At 66.1% G+C, this 19977-nt stretch carries 15 protein-coding genes; 8 read left to right on the forward strand and 7 right to left on the reverse strand.

Features of this window, described 5'->3' with window-relative positions; all coding sequences use genetic code 11:
- Positions 1–172: 172 nt before the first annotated feature.
- Positions 173–1177, forward strand: a complete 1005-nt coding sequence (glk, locus tag H7A19_15670) for a glucokinase (protein MCP5476270.1) — start codon at positions 173–175, stop codon at positions 1175–1177.
- A 121-nt stretch (positions 1178–1298) separates the two neighbouring features.
- Here glk and H7A19_15675 read toward each other — a convergent pair whose 3' ends face one another.
- A complete protein-coding gene (locus tag H7A19_15675) occupies positions 1299–2633 on the reverse strand; it encodes a hypothetical protein (GenBank protein ID MCP5476271.1) in 1335 nt (444 codons plus the stop codon).
- 2 nt (positions 2634–2635) lie between these two features.
- Positions 2636–3952 carry an L-fucose:H+ symporter permease gene (gene fucP / locus H7A19_15680; protein ID MCP5476272.1) on the reverse strand — a complete coding sequence of 439 codons (1317 nt, stop codon included), beginning with the start codon at positions 3950–3952 and terminating at the stop codon, positions 2636–2638.
- A gap of 416 nt (positions 3953–4368) precedes the next feature.
- Here fucP and H7A19_15685 point away from each other — a divergent pair, with 416 nt between their 5' ends.
- Positions 4369–5382 carry a LacI family DNA-binding transcriptional regulator gene (locus tag H7A19_15685; protein MCP5476273.1) on the forward strand — a complete coding sequence of 338 codons (1014 nt, stop codon included), beginning with the start codon at positions 4369–4371 and terminating at the stop codon, positions 5380–5382.
- 122 nt (positions 5383–5504) lie between these two features.
- Here the strand turns inward: H7A19_15685 and H7A19_15690 are convergent, their stop codons facing one another.
- Positions 5505–5798 (reverse strand): hypothetical protein, encoded by a 294-nt coding sequence (locus tag H7A19_15690; GenBank protein MCP5476274.1) that lies wholly within the window; start codon positions 5796–5798, stop codon positions 5505–5507.
- A 265-nt stretch (positions 5799–6063) separates the two neighbouring features.
- Between H7A19_15690 and H7A19_15695 the strand changes: the two genes are divergently transcribed.
- Positions 6064–6639 carry a TMEM165/GDT1 family protein gene (locus H7A19_15695; GenBank protein ID MCP5476275.1) on the forward strand — a complete coding sequence of 192 codons (576 nt, stop codon included), beginning with the start codon at positions 6064–6066 and terminating at the stop codon, positions 6637–6639.
- 625 nt (positions 6640–7264) lie between these two features.
- Here H7A19_15695 and H7A19_15700 read toward each other — a convergent pair.
- The gene (locus H7A19_15700; GenBank protein MCP5476276.1) at positions 7265–8140 is read right to left on the reverse strand and encodes an AEC family transporter; all 876 of its coding nucleotides are present in this window, start codon (positions 8138–8140) and stop codon (positions 7265–7267) included.
- 198 nt (positions 8141–8338) lie between these two features.
- Here H7A19_15700 and H7A19_15705 point away from each other — a divergent pair, with 198 nt between their 5' ends.
- Positions 8339–8890 carry a lipocalin family protein gene (locus H7A19_15705; GenBank protein ID MCP5476277.1) on the forward strand — a complete coding sequence of 184 codons (552 nt, stop codon included), beginning with the start codon at positions 8339–8341 and terminating at the stop codon, positions 8888–8890.
- 66 nt (positions 8891–8956) lie between these two features.
- Complete coding sequence (locus H7A19_15710; GenBank protein ID MCP5476278.1) at positions 8957–9544, forward strand: molybdenum cofactor guanylyltransferase; 588 nt, start codon at positions 8957–8959, stop codon at positions 9542–9544.
- Positions 9545–10084: 540 nt separating this feature from the next.
- On the opposite strand, the gene H7A19_15715 is transcribed toward H7A19_15710, so the two are convergent.
- Complete coding sequence (locus H7A19_15715; GenBank protein MCP5476279.1) at positions 10085–11245, reverse strand: fatty acid desaturase; 1161 nt, start codon at positions 11243–11245, stop codon at positions 10085–10087.
- 240 nt (positions 11246–11485) lie between these two features.
- Between H7A19_15715 and H7A19_15720 the strand changes: the two genes are divergently transcribed.
- The 3 genes from H7A19_15720 to H7A19_15730 all read left to right on the forward strand — a co-directional run bounded on the left by H7A19_15720 (position 11486) and on the right by H7A19_15730 (position 16546).
- On the forward strand, positions 11486–12130 hold the full coding sequence (locus H7A19_15720; GenBank protein MCP5476280.1) for a serine/threonine protein kinase: 645 nt from the start codon (positions 11486–11488) through the stop codon (positions 12128–12130).
- Positions 12127–15222 (forward strand): 2-dehydropantoate 2-reductase, encoded by a 3096-nt coding sequence (locus H7A19_15725; protein ID MCP5476281.1) that lies wholly within the window; start codon positions 12127–12129, stop codon positions 15220–15222. Before H7A19_15720 ends, H7A19_15725 begins: the two co-directional genes overlap by 4 nt.
- A gap of 868 nt (positions 15223–16090) precedes the next feature.
- On the forward strand, positions 16091–16546 hold the full coding sequence (locus H7A19_15730; protein ID MCP5476282.1) for a GGDEF domain-containing protein: 456 nt from the start codon (positions 16091–16093) through the stop codon (positions 16544–16546).
- Positions 16547–16551: 5 nt separating this feature from the next.
- Here the strand turns inward: H7A19_15730 and H7A19_15735 are convergent, their stop codons facing one another.
- On the reverse strand, positions 16552–17967 hold the full coding sequence (locus H7A19_15735) for a trypsin-like peptidase domain-containing protein (protein MCP5476283.1): 1416 nt from the start codon (positions 17965–17967) through the stop codon (positions 16552–16554).
- Positions 17968–18204: 237 nt separating this feature from the next.
- Entirely contained in the window at positions 18205–19941 is a 1737-nt protein-coding gene (locus tag H7A19_15740; protein ID MCP5476284.1) for a CSLREA domain-containing protein, read from the reverse strand.
- Positions 19942–19977: the final 36 nt, after the last annotated feature.

The raw sequence follows: 19977 nt of genomic DNA on the forward strand, positions 1-19977 counted from the left end.
TGACAGCGTTGTCAACGATCGGATTTACTCGCGCCAGTCGATTCACGGCTGGCAGCGGCGGGGTACAGACCGCCGATCTCCGGCATTGCATCCCGACGACCAGCGCGAGCTGGCAGTTCGGGATCAGTGTCGTCCTCGGACCTCGACAATTCCCGCACCTGACCCTGTAACCATGAGCGCTCACCTGGTCTTGCTGGCCGACATCGGCGGCACCAATGCCCGCTTCGCGCTGGGCGATCCGATGCTGCCGGCGCCGCTGCTGCTGGACAGCGTGCGTCAGGTGGCAGCGGCGGGCTTTCCCACACTCGTGGCTGCCGCGCAACACTACCTGGCCGGAATCGGCGTGTGCGGACGTGATCTGCACTCAGGCGTGTTTGCCGTTGCAGGTCGGGTCGACGGCGATACTGCGCAGATCACCAACCATCCCTGGTTGATTTCGGGCCCGGATGTCGCCAGGGCGCTGGGCCTTGAGTCACTGGCGCTGATCAACGACTTTACCGCTCAGGCTCTGGCAACGCAGCTGCTGGAGGAAGCTGACCTTGTGCCGATCGGCAACCCTGCGTTGCGCTTGCGGCCATCGACCTCGCGCAGCCATGCCGTGCTTGGCCCGGGTACCGGGCTCGGCGTCAGTGCCCTGCTGGTACGCGACGGCCGCAGTATTGCGCTGGAAACCGAGGGCGGACACGTCGGCTTTGCGCCGTCCAACGCCGAGGAAGCGCAGGTGCTCGGCATTCTCGCGCGCCAGTTCGGACGAGTTTCCAACGAGCGTTTGCTCAGCGGCGGCGGCCTGGTCAACCTCCACGGCGCGCTGCACAGCATCAATCACGGAATGCTGCCGGCGGTCGCCCTCGCGCCCGAGGACGTCACCGCCGGCGCTGGCCATGGCGACCCGCTGTGCCTGCGCGCTGTGCAGATGTTCTGCGAAGTGTTCGGAAGCGTGGCCGGCGATCTGGTGCTGACGCTGGGGGCCTGGGACGGCGCCTTCCTGTGCGGCGGGCTGGTGCCGAAGTTGCTGCCGCAGCTGCAGGAGTCGGCCTTCCGCGAGTGTTTTGAAGCCAAGGGCCGCTTCCGGGCAGCGATGGCGCAGGTACCCACACTGGCGGTGCTGCATCCCCATGCCGGTTTGCTGGGCGCCGCCGCTGCAGCCATCAGGCCGGCACTGCGATCGGCCGCCTGAGCGGCGAGCCCGGGTCTGGCAGCAACCCTGTGGGAGCGGATTCATCCGCGATCGCAGCACCTCAAAGCTGTCGGGACTTTGATCGCGGGCAGAGCCCGCTCCCACAGCGGCCCATTTCGCGCTAGGGCCTGGCCTGCAGCTTCTCCACCCGGAATGGCATGTTGGCGTGCGCGGCATGGCCGCGACCATCGCGCACGGTGACGAACAGACGGTAGTTGCCGGATCGACGCGGCGAGGTGAACTGCAACCTGCCGGCGCCATCTGCGCGCATGCGTACCGGCACTGCCCGCGGCACCTCCTCAGCATCGCCACCGACGCTACGGGCCTCACTCTCGCGCAGCAGGCGCCAGTCGAATTGCAGGCTGTCGCCATCCGGATCATTGCTGGAAACGCTGGCGAGATAGGGCTGCCTGGGTGCCAACACCACGCTGTCGGCGGCCTGTCGTGCATCGATCCGCAGCGGCGAAATCGACGGACTTCGATTGCCCGGCCAGCGGCCGGTCCACGAATACTGCATCGCATCGACTGCAGCGGTGGCCTCGCCGGTCTTGAGGAACATGCCATACCAGGTGGGCGTGCGCTCCTGTTTCTGGCCCCAGAGGAAAACATAGGAACCCAGGCACTGGCGGCTGTCGCTGGCGATGAAGCGCCGGTAGCGATCGGTCAAGAGCTCGGCCTTGCGCGTGCTGTCATCTTCGATTGGCGCACCCCAGGCCGTTTGCGGCACTTCCCAGTGGCCGCTCGGGCCCCACTCGGTGACGATGTAGGGTCCGGTCCAGGCACTGGCGCCGAGCTTGGCAGGCAGCTGCACGATGTCGCCGTAGAGCTGGATTCCGATCAGATCGAGGGCTGGCGCGCGCGTTCGCAGTTGCTCGGCCAGTTCGGGGTTGAAGCCGGCCAGAGTGGTCATCACCGGGTGATCGGGATCCTCCTGATGGATCCATTCGGCGATCTGGTTGACGGCGTCCCAGACCTTGGGATTGTGGCCGTCCAGGTTCAGCTCGTTGCCCACCACCCACATCAGCAGCGCAGGATGGTCCTTCAGGCCCGAGACTTCCCGGCGCACGCGCGCAAATTGTCGGGCCACCGCCGCCGCGTCGTCATAGTCGAACCCATGGCGCTCACGGGCCATCTCGATGCCCATCGCGACCATCAGGCCATGGTCCAGGGCACGATCGAGCACGCGGCGGCCACCCTCGGTGCGCCAGGTACGAAAGCTGTTCGCGCCACTGGCCGCGAGTTGCGCCAGATTGCCCGACTCAAGTCCGGCACCGTTGACGTGGAAGGGCCGCCCGTCCAGCAACATCTGGTATCCGGTTTCAGCCTTGACGATCTGCACTTGCCTCGGACTCAGGCTGGCGGCCATCGTCGATGGCGTGAGCGACCATGCCAGATGCACGCCCAGCAACAGTCCCAACCAGGTCTTGCCGGCCGCGCGCAGAACCGATCGCGCCATGTTCAGTGGGCCACGGTGCCGACTGGTCCCTGATGCAGCCGCGCGTATTTGGCGCCGAAGTAGAAGATGAAGCCGTAACACAGCAAGGGCACCAGGAAAGACGTCTGAATGCCGATGCGGTCGGCAGCCATGCCCTGCACCAGCGGCACCAGTGCGCCGCCTACGATGGCCATGCACAACAAGCCCGATCCCTGACCGGTGAATTTGCCGAGGCGGTGCAGAGCCATGCTGAAGATGGTCGGGAACATGATCGAATTGAACAGACCCACGCCCAGGATCGACCACATCGCCAGCGGACCATGGCTGAGGATGCTGGTCAGGATCAGCGCCATGGCACCGGCGGCGTTGAAGGCCAGGGTCTTGCCGGGACTGACCCTGCGCATCACGGCGAAGCCGATGAAGCGACCGACCATCGCCATGCCCCAGTAATAGGCGACCAGCTTGGCAGCCGCCGCTTCTTCCAGACCTGCGATCCGGCTCTCGCCGAAGTAGTTGATCAGGAAACTGCCGATGCTGACCTCGGCTCCGACATACAAGAAGATTGCGATGGTGCCGAGCACCAGGTTGCGGTGTTGAAAGATCGAGGCGCCAACGGCTGGCGCAGCGGCATCGGCGGGATCGTCTGCATGGGTGATCTTCGGCAGTTTCGCCAGCGCAAAGAACACCGCCAAAGCCAGCAGCGCGGCAGCCAGCATCAGATAGGGGCCCTGTACCGTGGCCGCTTCCTGGGCCTTGAACGCGGCCTGCTCGGTGGCTGTCATCTGTGAAAGGTCGCCACTCACCAAGGCAGCCGCGCCACCGAGGATGAGCATGCCGCCGAACAAGGGGCCGACAGTGGTGCCGAGGGAGTTGAAGGCCTGGGTCAGCGTCAGCCGACTGGACGCCGTCTTGGGATCACCCAGCACGGTGACGTAGGGATTGGCGGCCACCTGCAGAATGGTGATGCCTGCGGCCAGGATGAAGAACGCGAACAGGAACAGGGCGTAGCCGCTCTGTGCCGCCGGATAGAACAAGGCACAGCCACTGGCGGCAATCATGAGGCCAGTGACCGCCCCGCGCTGGTAGCCGATTCGCTTGATCAATACGCCGGCCGGCACCGAGACAATGAAGTAAGCGCCGAAGAAACAGAACTGCACCAGCATGGCCTGGGTGTAGCTCAAGGTGTAGATCGACTTCAGGTGCGGAATCAGCACGTCATTCAACGAAGTCAACAAACCCCACATGAAAAACAGCAGAGTCAGGATGATCAGCGAGCGCGTGTGATCACCCTCGCTGACCGGCGCCAGTGACTGTGGCGCGGAGGTTGAATGCGGTGTCATGAGCCTTGCTCCCCAATGCTGGAACCGACGAGAGGCGCCCGACTAGACAGGCGCGCCGCGCCCGAAGCCACGGCGCCGACATTCTGGGACAAAACTACGCCAAATGATAGCGCTGTCAATTTGGTTCGATATTGTTGGCCCCGCCAGGAAGAGCCCCGCTGAGCCGCTGCGCGGCACAACGGGCTACCAAAGGCAGGAGCCACGGCTCTGGTAGCCCGAACTGCGCGCAGCGCTGTCCGGGTGGTGACGCCCAAAGGTCAATTCATTGCCACGGAGTTGCCAGATGGCTTGCGAGTTATCAAAGCGACTCGACTCAGGGCTATACTGCTGCGGCGCTGACAGCGTTGTCAGTCCTCGCCTCCGGGCTAAGATTCAGATCTTCAGGCCCTGCAAGCACGACACACCCAGGAGCAATCATGGCAGTCAGAGTGCGGATCGAAGACGTGGCCGAGGTGGCCGGCGTGTCGATGAAGACGGTCTCGCGGGTGCTCAACCGCGAACCCAATGTGCGTGAGGATACCCGTTTGCGGGTCATGAAGGCCGTGGACGAACTCAAGTACACGCCGCACCTGTCTGCGCGCAGCCTGGCTGGCAGCAAGTCCTATCTGATCGCCCTGCTCTACAACAATCCTTCTGCCAGCTATCTGATGGGCGTCATCGAGGGTGTGCTTGAAGCCTGCGAGGCCGAGAACTACCACATGATGCTGTGCCCACTGGAAGACGAGGACGAACGCATTGTTGCCGCGACCGAAGACCTGATCGCCCGGTCGCGTCCGGATGGGCTGCTGCTGACGCCACCGATCACCGATTCACCGGCGCTGCTGCAGCGACTGGCGGAACTCGATATTCCCTTTGCCAGCGTCTCGCCCAAGATCCAGAGCGGGGTCATCGGCGTGGCCATGGACGAAACCCGGGCCGCCTTCGACATCGTCACCCATCTGGCCAGCCTCGGTCATCGCCGTATCGGCCACATCGTCGGCCATCCGGCCCACGGCGCCAGCGGTTGGCGACTGAACGGCTACAAGCAGGGGCTGGAACGAGCCGGCATCAAATTCGACCCGGCGCTGGTGGTGCAGGGCGAGTTCTCCTTCGATTCCGGGGTGCACGCGGCTACTGCTCTGCTCGACCTGAAGCAAAGACCGTCAGCCGTGTTCGCGGCCAACGACGACATGGCTGCCGGTGTGATCCGGGTGGCTCTGGAGCGCAATCTGCGGGTACCCGGAGATCTCTCGGTTTGCGGCTTCGACGACACGCCGATGTCCAGCCAGATCTTCCCGGCGCTGACCACGGTGCATCAGCCCACGGACGAGATGGGGCGTATTGCAACGATGGAACTGCTGGCCGCCATTCGCACGCCGCACTCCGGGCAGATGGTGCGGGTGCCGTACACCCTGAGGCTGCGGCGCTCGACCGGGCCGGTTCAGGCCTGAGCCCGTCGCGGCCTCGCCGGTCGCGCCGTGAATGCGCTCCTACGAATGCTGCGCCTTCTGTAGGAGCGACCTTGCGTCGCGACCACGAGGATGTCTCGCGGCTTGCGCCTACGCGGAAACCATCAGGCCGCTGCCCGAAGTCTGCGCTGAGCACGTGCACGCCGACGAGCCTGCGCGGCCGGGCGGCGGGCCCGGCGCTGGGCTTCGAGGGCAGGTCCAGGCAGGAACTGTTTCAGATAGGGCAACAGCACCAGTGCTGGCAGCATTGCGCACCAGAACACCGGATGCGCCAGCAGGCCGACGGCCTCGGCGCTGGACCGCGGCAGCAAGGCCACCAGCGGCGTCAGCGCCAGCCAGATCCAGAGGGCACGCAGCAAACGGGGCGGCAGGGACAGGGGCTTCGATTCGCGTTTCATCAGGCAACTCCGGTGCGGACGACGAGGCCAATCTGGGCGCTGCCTGTCTCAGAGGCTGAGACGGCGCTCGACGGCCTTGTGCTAGCCTTCCAGACGTCACTGGGGAGTAGCCGCCCTGTCGAAGCTGACGGGGGCTTGCGTCAACATGCTTGGTCTACCGACCATGGCGCAGGCAGTTCGAGCTTGGCCAGACCTTTGACCAGAATGCGCCGCCAGGGCCGGGGTGCGTTGTGGTCATTGCCTTGTGCCGGCCCTGGAGTCCCCCATGGAAGCATTTCTGGTTTCAACCGGCATCGTCGCCCTCGCCGAGATCGGCGACAAGACGCAGCTGCTGGCCTTTGTGCTGGCCGCACGCTATCGGCGGCCGTGGCCGATCATTCTCGGCATACTGGTGGCCACGCTGGTCAATCATGCGCTGGCGGGCGCGGTCGGCACCTGGATCACCACCTGGCTTGGCCCGATTGCACTGCGCTGGGTGCTCGGACTGTCTTTCCTGGCCATGGCCATCTGGATCCTGATCCCGGATCAACTTGACAGGGAACAGCAGCCAGCGTCGAGACATGGTGTGTTTCTGACCACGCTGCTGGCCTTTTTCCTGGCCGAGATGGGCGACAAGACCCAGATCGCGACCGTGGCACTGGCCGCCCAGTATCAGGCCCTGATCGCCGTGGTTGCAGGAACCACGCTCGGCATGATGATTGCCAACGTGCCGGCCGTGCTGATGGGCGAGGGCATCGCCCGCAAGATGCCGGTGCGGCTGGTGCATGCCATCGTCGCGGCCATGTTTGCCCTGCTGGGCACCGCCACCCTGATGGGTGCGGCGCGGGCCTTCGGGCTGTAGCACCAGCGCGAAACACGCCGAAGGAAGTCGGGGGCACGGGGCACGGGGCACGGGGCACGGGGCACGGGGCACGGGGCACGGGGCACGGGGCACGGGGCACGGGAAAAGGCTACAGGGCTTTGGGTTGCTGTAGGTCCAGACTTGTCTGGAGGCTTCTCAGACACCAGACCAGGAGCGTCCAGACAAGTCTGGACCCACCAGAGCCCGCGTCATTGCGACGCCGGAGCTGATCCGGGGGAAGCATCCAGAGCTGGAGTCGCAGGTCCTGGATTTCTTCGCTACGCTCTCCATGAACCGCATTCCAGCGCCGGGCACCGGGGGTGTCGGGGCGCTGCTGTGGAGGGCGCCGCGCTGCGGCGCCGCTTTGCGCTGAGCGGAGATCAAGAGCGGCCGCGCAGGCGCGCGTCCCTCCTCAAGGCCGCTTCGTACCTGCCAGGGTTCATGACCCGTGCGCAGTGTCGGGCCGAGACAGGTGGCTCGCAATGACGCCTGGGGTTTTGTCCCGAGTCCCGAGTCCCGTGTCCCGTGTCCCGTGTCCCGTGTCCCGTGTCCCGTGTCCCGTGTCCCGTGTCCCGTGTCCCGTGTCCCGTGTCCCGAGTCCCCTTCACGCCCCTCGCCGCTCCGGCTACACCACCGCTAGCACCAGCTTCGCCAACAAGGGCAGCCACAGCACCGAGATCAGGATGCCGTAGCCGACCAGTGCGGCGGCCAGATCCGGGGCCAGACGGGCGTCGATGGCCAGGGCGCCGGCGGTGATCATGGCCGGCATGGCCGACTGCAGGGTGTTGACCGCCGTCAGCAGCGCTTCGGCACCGGCCAGATGGGCGATGCCGAAGGCGAGCGCCGGCAGCAGCAGCAGCTTGAGTCCAAGCCCGGCCAGCATCGGCAGGGCATAGGCGCGCGGCGGCACCAGCTTGAGCTGGAAACCGACCGCGAACATGGCCAGTGGCACCAGCAGCCCGGCCAGACTGTCGATCAGGCCTTCGAGCAGCGGCGGCCGTGGCCACGGCAGCAGGCCCAGCAGCAGAGCGCCGAAGGACGGAAAGGTGACGATCTTGCGCAGCACGGTCCACCACGGCGGCCGTCGGGCACCGCTGTACACGGCCACCACCATCACGCCGAAACTCGACAGCAACAGGAAGGATCCGAGCTGGTCGTAGACCACCGCATAGGGCAGCGCCGCCGCCCCCAGGGTGGCCTCGATCATCGGATAGCCCAGGAAAGCGGTATTGCCCAGGGCCACGCACAGCAGCAGGCAGGCGCTGACTTCCCGTGGCCAGCCGAGCCATCTCTGCAGCGACAGAACCACCGCCACGGTGACTGCTGCCAGCAGCCAGGGCGTGCCGATCAGCACCAGCAGACGGGGGTCGAAGTGCAAGCCGTGCACGGCTTTCAATACCAGCGCCGGCAGGAACAGCCAGATCACCAGCCGGTTGATGACTTCCGGGGTATAGGCCGGAAGCACGCCCGAACGCGCGTAGACCTTGCCCAGCAACAACATGGTCACCGCCAGAATCAGTGCCGGTGATGCGCTCAAGGCGCCGCGCTCACGTTCTTGTGGCGCCGATTTAAGGCCCCGTAGACAACAGGAAGACTAGGCTTTTCATTTCTGGCGCGCGCCAAGGCATCGGCGACCTTGTCGTTTTCGAACCGCCCTGACCCGCGGCCACCGCTTGATTGCTCCACCGGAACCTCTCTGATGAACGCTGCACGCATGCTTTCGATTCGCTGGCTCGCACTGCTGTTGCTGCCGCTGCTGATGCTCGGCTGCGCAGCCACCTCCACGCGCAACACTGAGGCGCGGGCGGCGCTTCCGACCATCGCCCGCGAGGATATGCTGGGCAGCTGGTACATCCTTGCCAACGTGCCCTATTTCGCCGAACGCGGCAAGGTGGCTGCGCGGGTGGAGTATGTGCAGCGTAGCGACGGCCGTCTGGACGATCTCTACTACTTTCGCCGCACCATGGATTCACCCGAGGAGCGCTGGGAAGGCGTGGCCTGGGCGCTGGACGAGTCCGGCGCGCGCATGAAGGCGCGCTTCATCTGGCCGTTCTCGACCGAGTTCTGGATCATCGCCCTGCAACAGAACCAGCAGGTGGCGCTGATCGCCACCCCCGACGCCAAACTGGCCTGGGTCTATGCGCGCACGCCCACGATTGACGAGGCCAGCTATCAGGCAGCACTGGCCCGCTTGCGCGAATTCGGGGTCGACACGGGCACGATGATTCGAATACCGCAGCCCGCGTCCTGACCTTCGGCTGCCCCTCAGCCCCGAGCTGACTGGCGCTGAACGCTGCACTGGGTCCATGATGCGGTCATGGACAGCAATGGCGATTGCCTGGGTGTGGTGCTGGCCGGCGGCCGGTCGCAGCGAATGGGCGCCGACAAGGCGCAGCTGGTCTGGCACGGACAGCGCCTGATCGACCGCTGCGCCGAGTGGTTGCGCGCCGCCGGCTGCAGCCGCGTGTTGGTCAGCGGCAACTACCCACAGTATCCCCATGTGCCGGATCAGTTCCCCGAGCGCGGTCCGCTGGGCGGTCTTGCCAGCGTTGCGGCCAGCGAGGCCGAATCACGCTGGCTGGTCAGCGCCATTGATCAGCCCTTGCTGGACGCCAACCTGCTGCGCGGATTGCTCGATGGCTTGCTGGTGGCCACCGAGATCGGGCGAGCCGTTTGCCGCTACGGCGAGGAGCCTTTGCCGATGGCGCTGCGGGTGACACCGGAAACGCGACGCTGGATGCAGTACGCCGTCAGCGGCGACAGCCCGGGACATCGATCGCTGAAAGCCCTGCAGCAACATCTGCGCATCCACGCATTACCCGCCGATGCTGCGACCCGAGCCCGGCTGCGCGGCGTCAACACACCCGAGGAATGGCAGGCCTTGCTGGATCAGCAAGCACCGTAGGGCGTGGCGCTGGCGTCGTGCGTGTAGGTGCTTTCGAGAAAGGGGCAGGGGCAGGGGACCAATCTTCCCGCACGGTATCAGACATGCGGCCTGTGCGATCACTGGCTTCCCGCCGCTTGCCCCGCATTCAGCTGTCCGAAAAATTGAGGACTCGCGCCCACCCAGCCGGGATACCCGTCGCGCCGGTTGGTCTATTCACGCATCAATTGGACGCAGGCGCCGGGCTTCCTGTCACAATCAGATCGTGCGACAAGCTGGGGCCCCGGCCCCTGCCCCCCTTTCCCGATCCACCCTAGCCCACATTTCTCACACCTGTTGCGGAAGATCGCGCAGGGCTTTGCGACTAGCGCAAGGCGCGACGACGAGGAATGGTGATTCCATTGCGAGGAGGAGCAACGCAGCGATAGTCGCAAAGAACCAGCGAGGTCCGCAAAGCGGGCAGATGCAGCCAAACGGTCTGTGACTGGTGCGTGCCTCGGAATCGCCTTGAACCACTAGGAAATTGGGGGCATCTGCTCGCGCAGGTGTGAGAAATGCGGGCTAGGCCGCCCTGCGCATGCTGGCATCGCCCATCAGGATGGCCCAGAGCTTGGCGAAGCGGCGGAATACCGACTCTTCGACGTAGGGCACGCCGTGGCGGGCGCAGATGGCCTTCAGTCTGGGTGCGGCCTGACGGTACTTCAGCATCGGCAGATCAGGCCAGACGTGGTGCTCGATCTGGTAGTTGAGATAACCCATCAGAAAGTCCCGCAGATCGCTGCCGCCGGGATAATTCACCGAGCCAACGATCTGTCGCAGGTAGAATTCGCCCTTGTCCTTGACCCGGCCTTCGAAACGCCACAGATCCTCGCCGGCATGGTTGGGCACGATGATCACGAAGGCGTGGACATTGGCGATCACTTCGGCGATCAGACTGTTGATCAGCACGGCCATCCAGACCTCGACCCCGAACGGCAGGAACAGGGCCGGAATCAGGCCGAAACGCAACAGTGCGTAGGGCAACACGCAGCGAGCCCAGAATTCCAGCGCCCGCCGGCTGATCGGCAGCAGCAGCCGCTCACCCGGATAGAGCAGGCGCCAGACCGTGCCGGCGCTCGGCAAGCCCGCGCGCTGCGCTGGCGCTGCACTGCGCAAACGCTGCTGCTGCAGCGCCCACAGCGTGTTCGGCGCGTAGTAGCTGAGCTTCCAGGTGGCCATCAGCAGACACGCCAGCAACCAGCGCAAGGGCCGCGGCAACAACTTCAGCCTGAGCAGCCAGGCGTTGTGTTCGACCAGATCCGGATCTTCGATTTCGCCGGTATGGAAGTGATGCAGCTGATTGTGCTCATGCGCCCAGGCAGCTGGATGCATCCAGTCCGGCCAGTCCAGAAAGCGCCGCCAGCCACGCGCGTAGTGCTGGCTGCTAAGGCGCGCCGGAACTTCGGGTACGCGGTCGTAGCCACGGTGCATGACATGGTGGGTGACCATGGTCCAGCGGGCCACATTGGCCATCGCCAGCAGCAGCCAGGACAGCGGGTTGAAGGGGATCCAGGCCAGGGCGTAGCCCAGCAGGCCGCAGATCCGGCCCCAGCGCTCCATGCGCTCCAGATGGGCAAGATCTGCCGCACCCAGATCCTGAATCAGCTCGACCCTGAGCGCCGCAATGTCCGCGGCAAATGCGCTGCGGTCGATCAGGGGGCAGCAGGGTCGCCACCGTGGCACGCTCGTGGCGCCAGGCTTGCGGACGGGTCACCATGTCGGCGCCGGAGTGGCTTGCAGCGATCTTCATCACAGTCACTTGCGTTGGGGGCCGACGGGCTCACCGGTAGCCGAGGTCCATGGCTGCAGCATTGCCGCTGTAAGCTTCACTGTCCAGCGTGGACAATGGCGGCACGAAGCTGAAGGACATGCGCGCTTGATGCAGTTTCAGATCTCACTCCGCTGCGACGGCAAGCTCGGAGCATGAGCGATCCGCTATCGGACCAGACCCGTCTGACGCCGGCGCCGAGTCTGCACCTGGTGACCCTGAGCCGGGTCGGCGACCACGCCGAGTCGGATCGGATCGTGCTTCACGCCGGTCAGCGCCTCGGGCCCTTCGAGCTGCGTCAGTTGCTCGGTGCCGGCGGCATGGGCCAGGTGTTCCTGGCCGACCAGCTGCATCCGGTGCAGCGCCAGGTGGCGTTGAAGTTCAGCCAGTTGCGCCTGGGCAGCGGTGAGGCCTCGGTGCGCTTCGACATCGAACGCCAGGCACTGGCGCGGATGAGCCATCCGGCCATTGCCCAGGTCTTCGAGGCCGGCACGACCGCCGATGGCTTCCCCTATCTGGCCATGGAGTACGTTCCGGGCGAAGCCATCGACGACTACTGCCGTCGCTGCAAGTTGGGTCTGAGGGCTCGCCTGGAGCTGTTCATCCGCGTGGCCCTGGGGGTCCAGCATGCGCATCAGAAGCGCATCCTGCATCTGGACCTGAAACCGGCCAATGTGTTGGTGACCACGGTGGACGGGGTGGCGCAGCCGAAGATCATCGATTTTGGCCTGGCCTCATCCTCAGTGCGCCTGCCGGGCCAGCGCAGCGGCATGGCCATGGCCGGCACCCGGGCTACATGAGTCCGGAACAGGCCGGCGTGGCGCAGTCCGGCGAGTTGGTCGATGTCGACACCCGCAGCGACATCTATGCGCTGGGCGTGATCCTGTACCAGTTGATCGCCGACACCCCGCCGTTTGCCATCGGCCAGTTCAGCGGCCTCAGCGGCGCAGATTTGCGCCAGGCGCTGATTGGCTTCGAGCCGGTGGCGGTCTCGCAACGTTTGCTCGAACTGGGTGACAAGCCCAGGGCGCGCCGGGTCCAGGGCGATCTCGACGACGCCGTCGTGGCCTGCGCCATGCATCCGCAGCGCAACCGGCGCTATGAGGCGGTCAGTGATCTGATCGACGATCTGCGCAGCTGGCTGGATTTCCGGCCGGTGCGGGCGCGGCCACCGAGCGGCGGCCATCGACTTGGCCTGTACATCCGCCGCAACCGCTTGTCGCTGGGCGTGGCCGCGGGGCTTGGGCTCAGCCTGATCGCTGGCCTCGGCGCCGCCACCTACGGCCTGCTGCAGGCCCGCGCCGAGCGCGATCAGGTGGCCGCCCGGCAGCGCGACCTGGAGCAGGTCAGCGAGTTCCAGCAATCGATGTTGGCCGGCCTTGATCCCGCCGTTCTGGGCCAGAGCCTGCGCAGTTCCCTGCACCAGCAACTCGCAGCAGCACTGAAGTCGGACCCTGCCGCAGAGGACCGCCTCGCGGCCTTCGATCAGGATCTGAATCTGGCCAACCCCACCGAAGCCGCCAGGCAGCTGATCGACGACGATCTGCTGGGTCGCGCGCTCGGCGCGATCGACACCGAACTGGCCGGACAACCCAAAGTCAGCGCCGAACTGCGGCTGGCCATCGGCAAGGCCTATTTGTCGCTGGGCAGCTTCGGTACCGCACTTGAAGTCATCGACGCCGCGCTCGACAGCCTGCGTCGCGAACTCGGCGAGCAGGCCGCCAAGACGCTGCAGGCGCGCCTCAGCCGCAGCGAGGTCATGCGCGCGCTCGGTCGCGGGCGCGAGGATCTGCCGGCGCTGGAGCAGTTGATCCAGGACGCCCGCGGCGCCAATGCCACCGGCGTGATGCTCAGCGCCGAACGGTTGCGGGTGGAGGTGCTGGGCCTGGAGGCCGGCCAGCTGGCGCAGAGCGTGCAGATGGCGCGCGATCTGCTGAGCCGGCACGAAGCCTATTTCGGCGTCGATGCCCTGGAGACCATTCAGTCCCGTCAGGTGCTGGCAGCACTGCTCGGGCGCAATGATGACCTGGAAGATGCCACACCCTTGTGGCAGCAATCGCTGGCACAGTTGCAGGCCCGCTTTGGTGAATCCGATCCGCGCACGATTACGGCGCTGGACGCGCTCGGTTCCAATCTGGGCATGCTTGGCGAGTACGAGCAGGCACTGCCGATCCATCTGAAGACCGCCGATTGGCGCCGCCTGCATCTGGGTAGCGAGCACCCGCTGACCTTGCAGAGCATGAACGGTGCCTCCGTCAGCCTGGCCAAACTCGGCCGATTGCCCGAAGCCATCGCCCTGGCCCGCGATGTGCTGACGATGCGCACGCGAACGCTCGGTCCCGACCACCCGCTGACACTGCGCTCGATGCTGAATCTGGGCGCATTTCTCGCCATGAACGACAATATCGCGGAGGCTTCCAGGTTCACGCGCGAATGCTATGAGCGCCGCCGCCGCGTGCTCGGGCCGGACAACCCGGATGTCTCCACGGCGGCGCTGAACCAGGTCGATTTCGAGATCATCGAGGGTCACGCCGCCGAGGCCGTACGTCTGGCCGAGGAAGCCCGTGAGCAGCGCGTCCGTCTGTTTGGCGCCGATCATCCGGCCGTGCTCGGCGCCGACGAACGTCTGGCCCGCGCCCTGACCGCCGCGGGGCGCCATGCCGAGGCGCTGCCCCTGCTGGAGCAAACAGCTGGCCAAACTGCGTCAGCCGGATGCTGGCAACGCCGGCAAACGGGCCTTGACCGCCTGGTATCTGGCGCGCGTCTATCTGGCGTTGGGGCGGAATACCGAGGCGCAGGCACTGATCGACACGGAGCTGGATTATCTGCGGCAGACGCCGTATGCGAAGCTCAATCCGCCGGAGCGACTGGCGCAACTACAGATCCGGGAGTACCCGCCGCAATGAAGATTCTGGTCTACGGTGCCGGTGCCATCGGGCAGTTCGTGGGCGGCATGCTGGCCCATGGCGGTGCGCAGGTGCATCTGATCGGCCGGCCGGCGCTGGTTTCGGCGCTGGGATCGGCGCCTCTGCGAATTCAGGATCTGGATGGCAGCGAGCATGCCGTCGGGCTCACGGCCAGTGCCACCGTGGCTGAGGCTCTGGCGGTTCCGGAATTGGTCATCCTGACGGTCAAGGGGCCAGCCACCGCCGAGGCCGCCGCGGATCTGGCCAGGCATGTGCCCGCCGGCACACCGGTGCTGAGTTTCCAGAACGGTGTCGACAACGTCGCCCGCATCCGCAGCGCAGCGCCCGGGCTGACGGCGTTGGCCGGCATGGTGCCCTACAACGTGGTCCAGATCGCGCCGGGTCAGGTGCGGCGCACCAGTGATGGTCAGCTGATGGCCGAGCGTGCGCCGATCACCGAGGCGCTGTTGCCGATCTGCGCGAAAGCCGGTCTGGCGCTGGAACTGCGCAGCGACATGCGCGCAGTGCAATGGGGCAAGCTCCTGCTCAATCTCAATAACCCGCTGAATGCGCTGAGCGGCCTGCCGCTGCGTCAGCAACTGCTGGATCGACACTTTCGCTGCCTGCTGGCCGATCTGCAGGAAGAGGCCCTGTCCATCCTCGATCGGGCGGCCGAGCCAGTGGCTCGGGTGACGCCGTTGCCACCGCGCTGGCTGCCGCGCCTGCTGCGCTTGCCGACCTGGCTGTTCAAGCCGCTGGCGGCGCGCATGCTCAGGATCAGCCCTGACGCACGCTCATCGATGTACGACGATCGCCTGGCCGGCCGCAGCACCGAGATCGACGATCTTTGTGGCGCCGTGGTGCGCTGCGCCGAAGGCGTGCAGCAGCAGGCGCCGAAGAATCTGGCCCTGGCTTGCCTGGTGCGGGAGGCGCCCACGGGTCGCTGGTACAGCGCCGCCGAGATTGCGGCTGCACTGCGGCCCTGAGCCGCGCGCGGTGCGCTTGATCCGCTCTTTCGGCGGGCCGCGGCCATCTGCAACTGTCACGCATGATGCACGACTGATGTGTGCGTGCCGACCTGGATGGCGTCGCGGGTACACTGTGATTCCGGCACTTGGTTCCGGCTGGACAGCGTGTGAACCATGGACCCGGGTACCGCGATACTGATGGCTGCGCTGATGATTCTGCTGAACGGCGGCGTCCTCGGTCTGGTCCAGCGCGAGCTTCCCATGGATCTGCGGCCCAGCGCCATCAGCTGGCGCATCGCCACGCTGCTGCACGCGGCCGGCTGCGTGTTGCTGGCGCTGCAGACCGAGGCGTCGAAAATCTACGTGCTGCCGCTGGCCAATGGCCTGCTGCTGCTGGGCCTGGCCGGCTACTGGCGTGCACTGCGGCAGTTCTACGGTCTGGGCGAACACTACGGGCTGCTGTGGCCGGTGGCGTTGGGTGTGATCGTGATCTACTGGTTCGTGGCCGTCCACGAGAGCTTTCCGCTGCGCGTCGCCGCCGTGTCGCTGGCCTGGTTCTGGTTGTTGCTCGGTTGCATCCGCACCCTGTACTCGACCGGCGACCGTCGTGGCAGTGCCAGTCGCGATGTGCTGGCCGGGATGTTTGCGGTGGCCGCAGTTTTCATGATGTTGCGGGCGCTGTACTTCCTCAGCGCGTCCGGCTCGCCATCCAGTCTGCTCGACCAGCGTCACTGGTTGAACATGGTGACGCCGATGGTCGCGGCGGTGATCCCGGTGATCGGCACCACGACCTTTCTGTTGATGTGTTCGCAACGACTTACGCGACGCTGGGAGTCGGCGGCTTCGACCGACTATCTGACAGGTCTGGCCAATCGCCCGTACGGTGGTGACCAAGGGCGACGCCCTGATTGCGAACGCCGCAGCTTCCGGTGCCGATGCCGCCTTGATGGTCGTCGACATCGATCGCTTCAAACAGGTCAACGACCGCCATGGCCATGCTGTCGGCGACCGTGCCATTCAACACGTCGCCCGGCAACTACTCCAGAGCTGCGCCGGTTTCGGCAGTGCCGGTCGCCTCGGCGGCGAGGAATTCATCGGCTTGCTGGCCAATGTGGGGGGGCCGACGCAGGCGCTGCAGATCGCCGAACAGTTGCGACAGGCCGTCGAGGAGTCACCTCTGCAGATCGAGGGCGCCGCAGAGCCCTTGCCTCTGACCGTCTCCATCGGTGTGGCCAGTCGGCAGTCACAGGACCGCGATTTCACGGCCTGGTTGCAACGCGCCGATCAGGCGCTGTACGCGGCCAAGGCTGCGGGCCGCAATCGGGTGGCCAGCGCCGGCTGAGCCCGTCAGTCACCGCAGCGCAGGCAGTCCTTCAAACGCCAGCCCTGACGCTTGTAGATCTTTGATCGGGCGGTTTCGCGACGTTCGGCCGGTTCCTCGTCCCGGGTCGGAGAGGCCTTCGGCAGCTGCATCTTCCGCTCGGCGGCAGCCCGTTGCGCTGCGCGCTCGCGCCCGGTCTGTGCCAGCAGATCAAGCAGACGGCGATAGTCGGTCTGGTCGAAACTCGGTCCCAGGGTTTCATGCTGTTCATCCCTGTAGGTTTCCATACGCACCGCCAGCGACAGCAATTCCAGCGGCTGTCCGGCCGCTGGCCAGCGCCAGATCGGTCCACCGCTGGCGCCCGCAGACATCCACAGGGCGAAGCGCTGAAAGGGCTCGGCTCCGCGCGGACAGGCGCTTTGCCCAAACAGGTTGACGGCAGCGCCCGGCGCAATCCGACCAGCCGGGCCGATCACGCCGTAGCCGGCACGCAGCACGCGCAAGCCGGGAGCGGCGGGCGAGGCGCCGAAGCGCAGCCGCGGCCAAGCCAGGTCCGATGGCAGATCGGCCGACTGATCGAGCACCAGAAAGGCAAAATCGTGGGCGGTGCGCTCGTCAAAACGCTCGTTGACATCAGGCGGGGCCTCGGCATCACGATGCCAGCCGCCGCGCTCGCTGAGAAAGGCCCGTGAGACCATGGCCGTGCCGAAGGGCGCCGCCGGCGGTTCCGAATAGCGGCGGCCGCCCGGCACCAGGCGGTAGCGATCGCAGACCACGCCTTCATGGGTCAGCACCACGTGGGCGGCGGTCATGGCCAGATCCGGTGACAGCAGCACGCCGCTGCCGGCCGTCGGCCGCGAACCGGGCTTGCAGCGGTAGGGCCGTACCCTCAGCGCCAACGGCGCTACCGGATCGGGCAAGGACATCGGCAAGAGTTCGCGGCTGGGCAGCGTGACCGGGCACCAGGGCAGGCTGGGACGGTCCGCCGCCAGCCGAATCAGCGGCGGGGTCTGCCACAAGGGATCGCGCTCGCGTTCGCGGATAGCGCGTACATCCGCGCTCGGGTAGGCACTGCTGCCGAGATCGCCAGCCAGCGCGGCCGGCGGCAGTCCCAGGCGCTGCAGGCCCTGCGCCTGCTGTGGGCTCAGATCGATCTGCTGCGGCCAGTCCAGACGTAGGCACGGTCCCCGCGCGGTCTGGAGTACCCGCCAGGCCAGCAGGTCCCTGGCATCCGGGAGATACTGCACCGCCGACTCCAGTACCGACTCCGGCGCATCGGCTGCGGCACTGCAGTTGACGTATAGCGAGCCGGTACCGGCACCAGCGGCGTCGAGTATGGCCAGTAGATCGGCCCTGGCGGCTTGGGCTGGCGCTGACAGGCACAGAACTGCAGCGACGCCGCTGCCGATCAGGCGGCCCAGAATCCGGGGGACAGAGTGCATCGAGATTTCGCTCGCCGGGAACTCGCGCCCAGAAATGCCAGCCGGAACTGAAACATGCGGTGAACGGGGAAACGCCGGTCGGTGTGCTTCTCCGCGCATCAGACGGGGGCAAGGGGCAGGGGGCAGGGGACCCACGTCGCGGCTCAGTCAGATCATGGGTCGAGTTTGGACCCCTGCCCCGTGTCCCGTGTCCCGTGTCCCGTGCCCCGTTCCCCGCATCCTTGCCGAGTGTCGCCGTTATTCGAAGCCGTTGGCGAACACGCTGTCCGGTATCGACAGTTCAACCTCCACCGCACCCTTGTCGCACTGGGCCGTGCCGCTGTTGTCGCCGTCCTGCGGGCGAGCGATGCCGCGCTGATCGCTGCCGAGGCAAAGCAGGTCCGAGCCACTGTCGATCAATGGGCTACCTGCCTGCGGCAGATGGGTGCGGGTGCCGCCGCCGTTGTCGGCCAGGGCCGCCAGTCCCGCCGGCACACCGAGCACATCGCCGCTGCCGCTGCTGAATCCGCAGCTGGAGCTGGGCGCCTCCAGATGATTGGAGGCCAGGTTGATGTTGGTCAGCGAGGCGCTGTTGCTGCAGTCATCGACCGTGCTGCCATTGCCGACCAGATTGCCGGCAAAGGCGCTGTTCTGGACCAGTCCGAAATTGCCCTCCATGCGCAGGCCGCCGCCGACGCCCGCGGCGTTGCCGTCGCTGTCGGCGCGGTTGTCGGCCAGGGTCACGTTGATCAGGTTGATGCGGCCGCTGGCGGTGGTCGAGAGCACGCCGCCGCCATTGAAGCGCGCCTGGTTGCCGGAAACCGTGCTGTTGTAGATGAAGGTGTTCGAGGTCGAGGCGATACCGCCCCCGCCGCCGGAGAAGCCCGAGGTCGAGCTGTTGCCGTTGATGGTGCTGAAGGCCACATCGACGCGGGTGTTGGCGTCGCCGCCAAAGGACAGGCCGCCACCATCGCTGGCCGCGGTGTTGCCGCTGATGACCGAATCGATCACCACCGTGGGCCCGTTCGCGCGCAGGCCACCACCCGACAACTGCGTGCTGTTGTTGCTGAGCTCCACCCGCTGCACGGCCAGATGCTCGTTGCCCGGTGTGGCACCGGAACTGGCGTTGATACCGCCGCCAAACGTGAAGCCGGCGACACCGTTGCGCACCGACAGATCCTTGAAGGCATAGGTGTGCCCGAGGGTATTGCCCGGATCCAGATCAAAGACCCGCTCGGCGCCATTGCCGAACACGCGCGTGCTGTCACGACCGGCGCCGTAGACGGCCATGCCGGTGGTCAGATCGAGGTCGCCATTGACGTTGCCATTGTCGTTGCCGGTGCGGGTCAGTGCATAGTCGCCCGCCGGAATGACCACGGCACCGGGTGCGGCATTGGCGGCGCTGATCGCCTCGCGCAGCGAGCAGTCGGCATCACATTGGCCGTCCAGCGTATCCGCCGTCTTGGTGACCGTGTAGACGGGCGCCGAGCGGATGTTGAAGCTGAGGCTCGCAGGATTGGGGTTCTGGGCCGGACGTGCGACCACGATCGAGTAGTCGACGTTGCCTTCCAGGCGCACGCCGGCCAGTGCCGCAGCAAAACCGCTGGCACCGTCGTCGTTGCAGGCACCCACCACCGGCCGGAAGTTGCCAGGCGTGCCCGTGTAGATGGCGACGATATCGTCATAGCCGAGCGCGCTCAGGTTGACGTGGAAATTCTGCCCCGGGCTCGCGAAATTCAATCCGTACCAGACCGTGTTGCCGCGTTGCTGGGTGTCGCCGTTCTTGCAGGCGAGGATAGGATCGGTGCCCTCGGTCGTGGCCAGCGCAATGTCCGGCTGGCTGTCGCTGAATCCGCCCGGCAGCTGCAGCGTGGCGGGATTGATCTGGATCCGATTGGCCCAGTCGTCGTTGGACGGGACGCTTCCAGCCATGGCCAGTGTCGGCATCAGGGCGACCAGACCCACGACCAGACACCGCATTGATCGATGACTCATCATCGATGGCTCCTGCTCACTTTCGGGGTGCGCAGT

The organism is Rhodanobacteraceae bacterium (assembly GCA_024234055.1).
In the GTDB taxonomy this organism is placed as follows: domain Bacteria; phylum Pseudomonadota; class Gammaproteobacteria; order Xanthomonadales; family SZUA-5; genus JADKFD01.

Excerpts from the sequence above, each read along its gene's own strand:
- H7A19_15705 (MCP5476277.1), top strand. The coding sequence starts at position 8,339 with ATGAACGCTGCACGCATGCTTTCGATTCGCTGGCTCGCACTGCTGTTG.
- H7A19_15720 (MCP5476280.1), top strand. The coding sequence starts at position 11,486 with ATGAGCGATCCGCTATCGGACCAGACCCGTCTGACGCCGGCGCCGAGT.
- H7A19_15700 (MCP5476276.1), bottom strand. The coding sequence starts at position 8,140 with ATGTTGTTGCTGGGCAAGGTCTACGCGCGTTCGGGCGTGCTTCCGGCC.
- fucP (MCP5476272.1), bottom strand. The coding sequence starts at position 3,952 with ATGACACCGCATTCAACCTCCGCGCCACAGTCACTGGCGCCGGTCAGC.
- H7A19_15695 (MCP5476275.1), top strand. The coding sequence starts at position 6,064 with ATGGAAGCATTTCTGGTTTCAACCGGCATCGTCGCCCTCGCCGAGATC.
- H7A19_15740 (MCP5476284.1), bottom strand. The coding sequence starts at position 19,941 with ATGAGTCATCGATCAATGCGGTGTCTGGTCGTGGGTCTGGTCGCCCTG.
- H7A19_15725 (MCP5476281.1), top strand. The coding sequence starts at position 12,127 with ATGAGTCCGGAACAGGCCGGCGTGGCGCAGTCCGGCGAGTTGGTCGAT.
- H7A19_15675 (MCP5476271.1), bottom strand. The coding sequence starts at position 2,633 with ATGGCGCGATCGGTTCTGCGCGCGGCCGGCAAGACCTGGTTGGGACTG.
- H7A19_15710 (MCP5476278.1), top strand. The coding sequence starts at position 8,957 with ATGGACAGCAATGGCGATTGCCTGGGTGTGGTGCTGGCCGGCGGCCGG.
- H7A19_15690 (MCP5476274.1), bottom strand. The coding sequence starts at position 5,798 with ATGAAACGCGAATCGAAGCCCCTGTCCCTGCCGCCCCGTTTGCTGCGT.
- glk (MCP5476270.1), top strand. The coding sequence starts at position 173 with ATGAGCGCTCACCTGGTCTTGCTGGCCGACATCGGCGGCACCAATGCC.
- H7A19_15685 (MCP5476273.1), top strand. The coding sequence starts at position 4,369 with ATGGCAGTCAGAGTGCGGATCGAAGACGTGGCCGAGGTGGCCGGCGTG.
- H7A19_15735 (MCP5476283.1), bottom strand. The coding sequence starts at position 17,967 with ATGCACTCTGTCCCCCGGATTCTGGGCCGCCTGATCGGCAGCGGCGTC.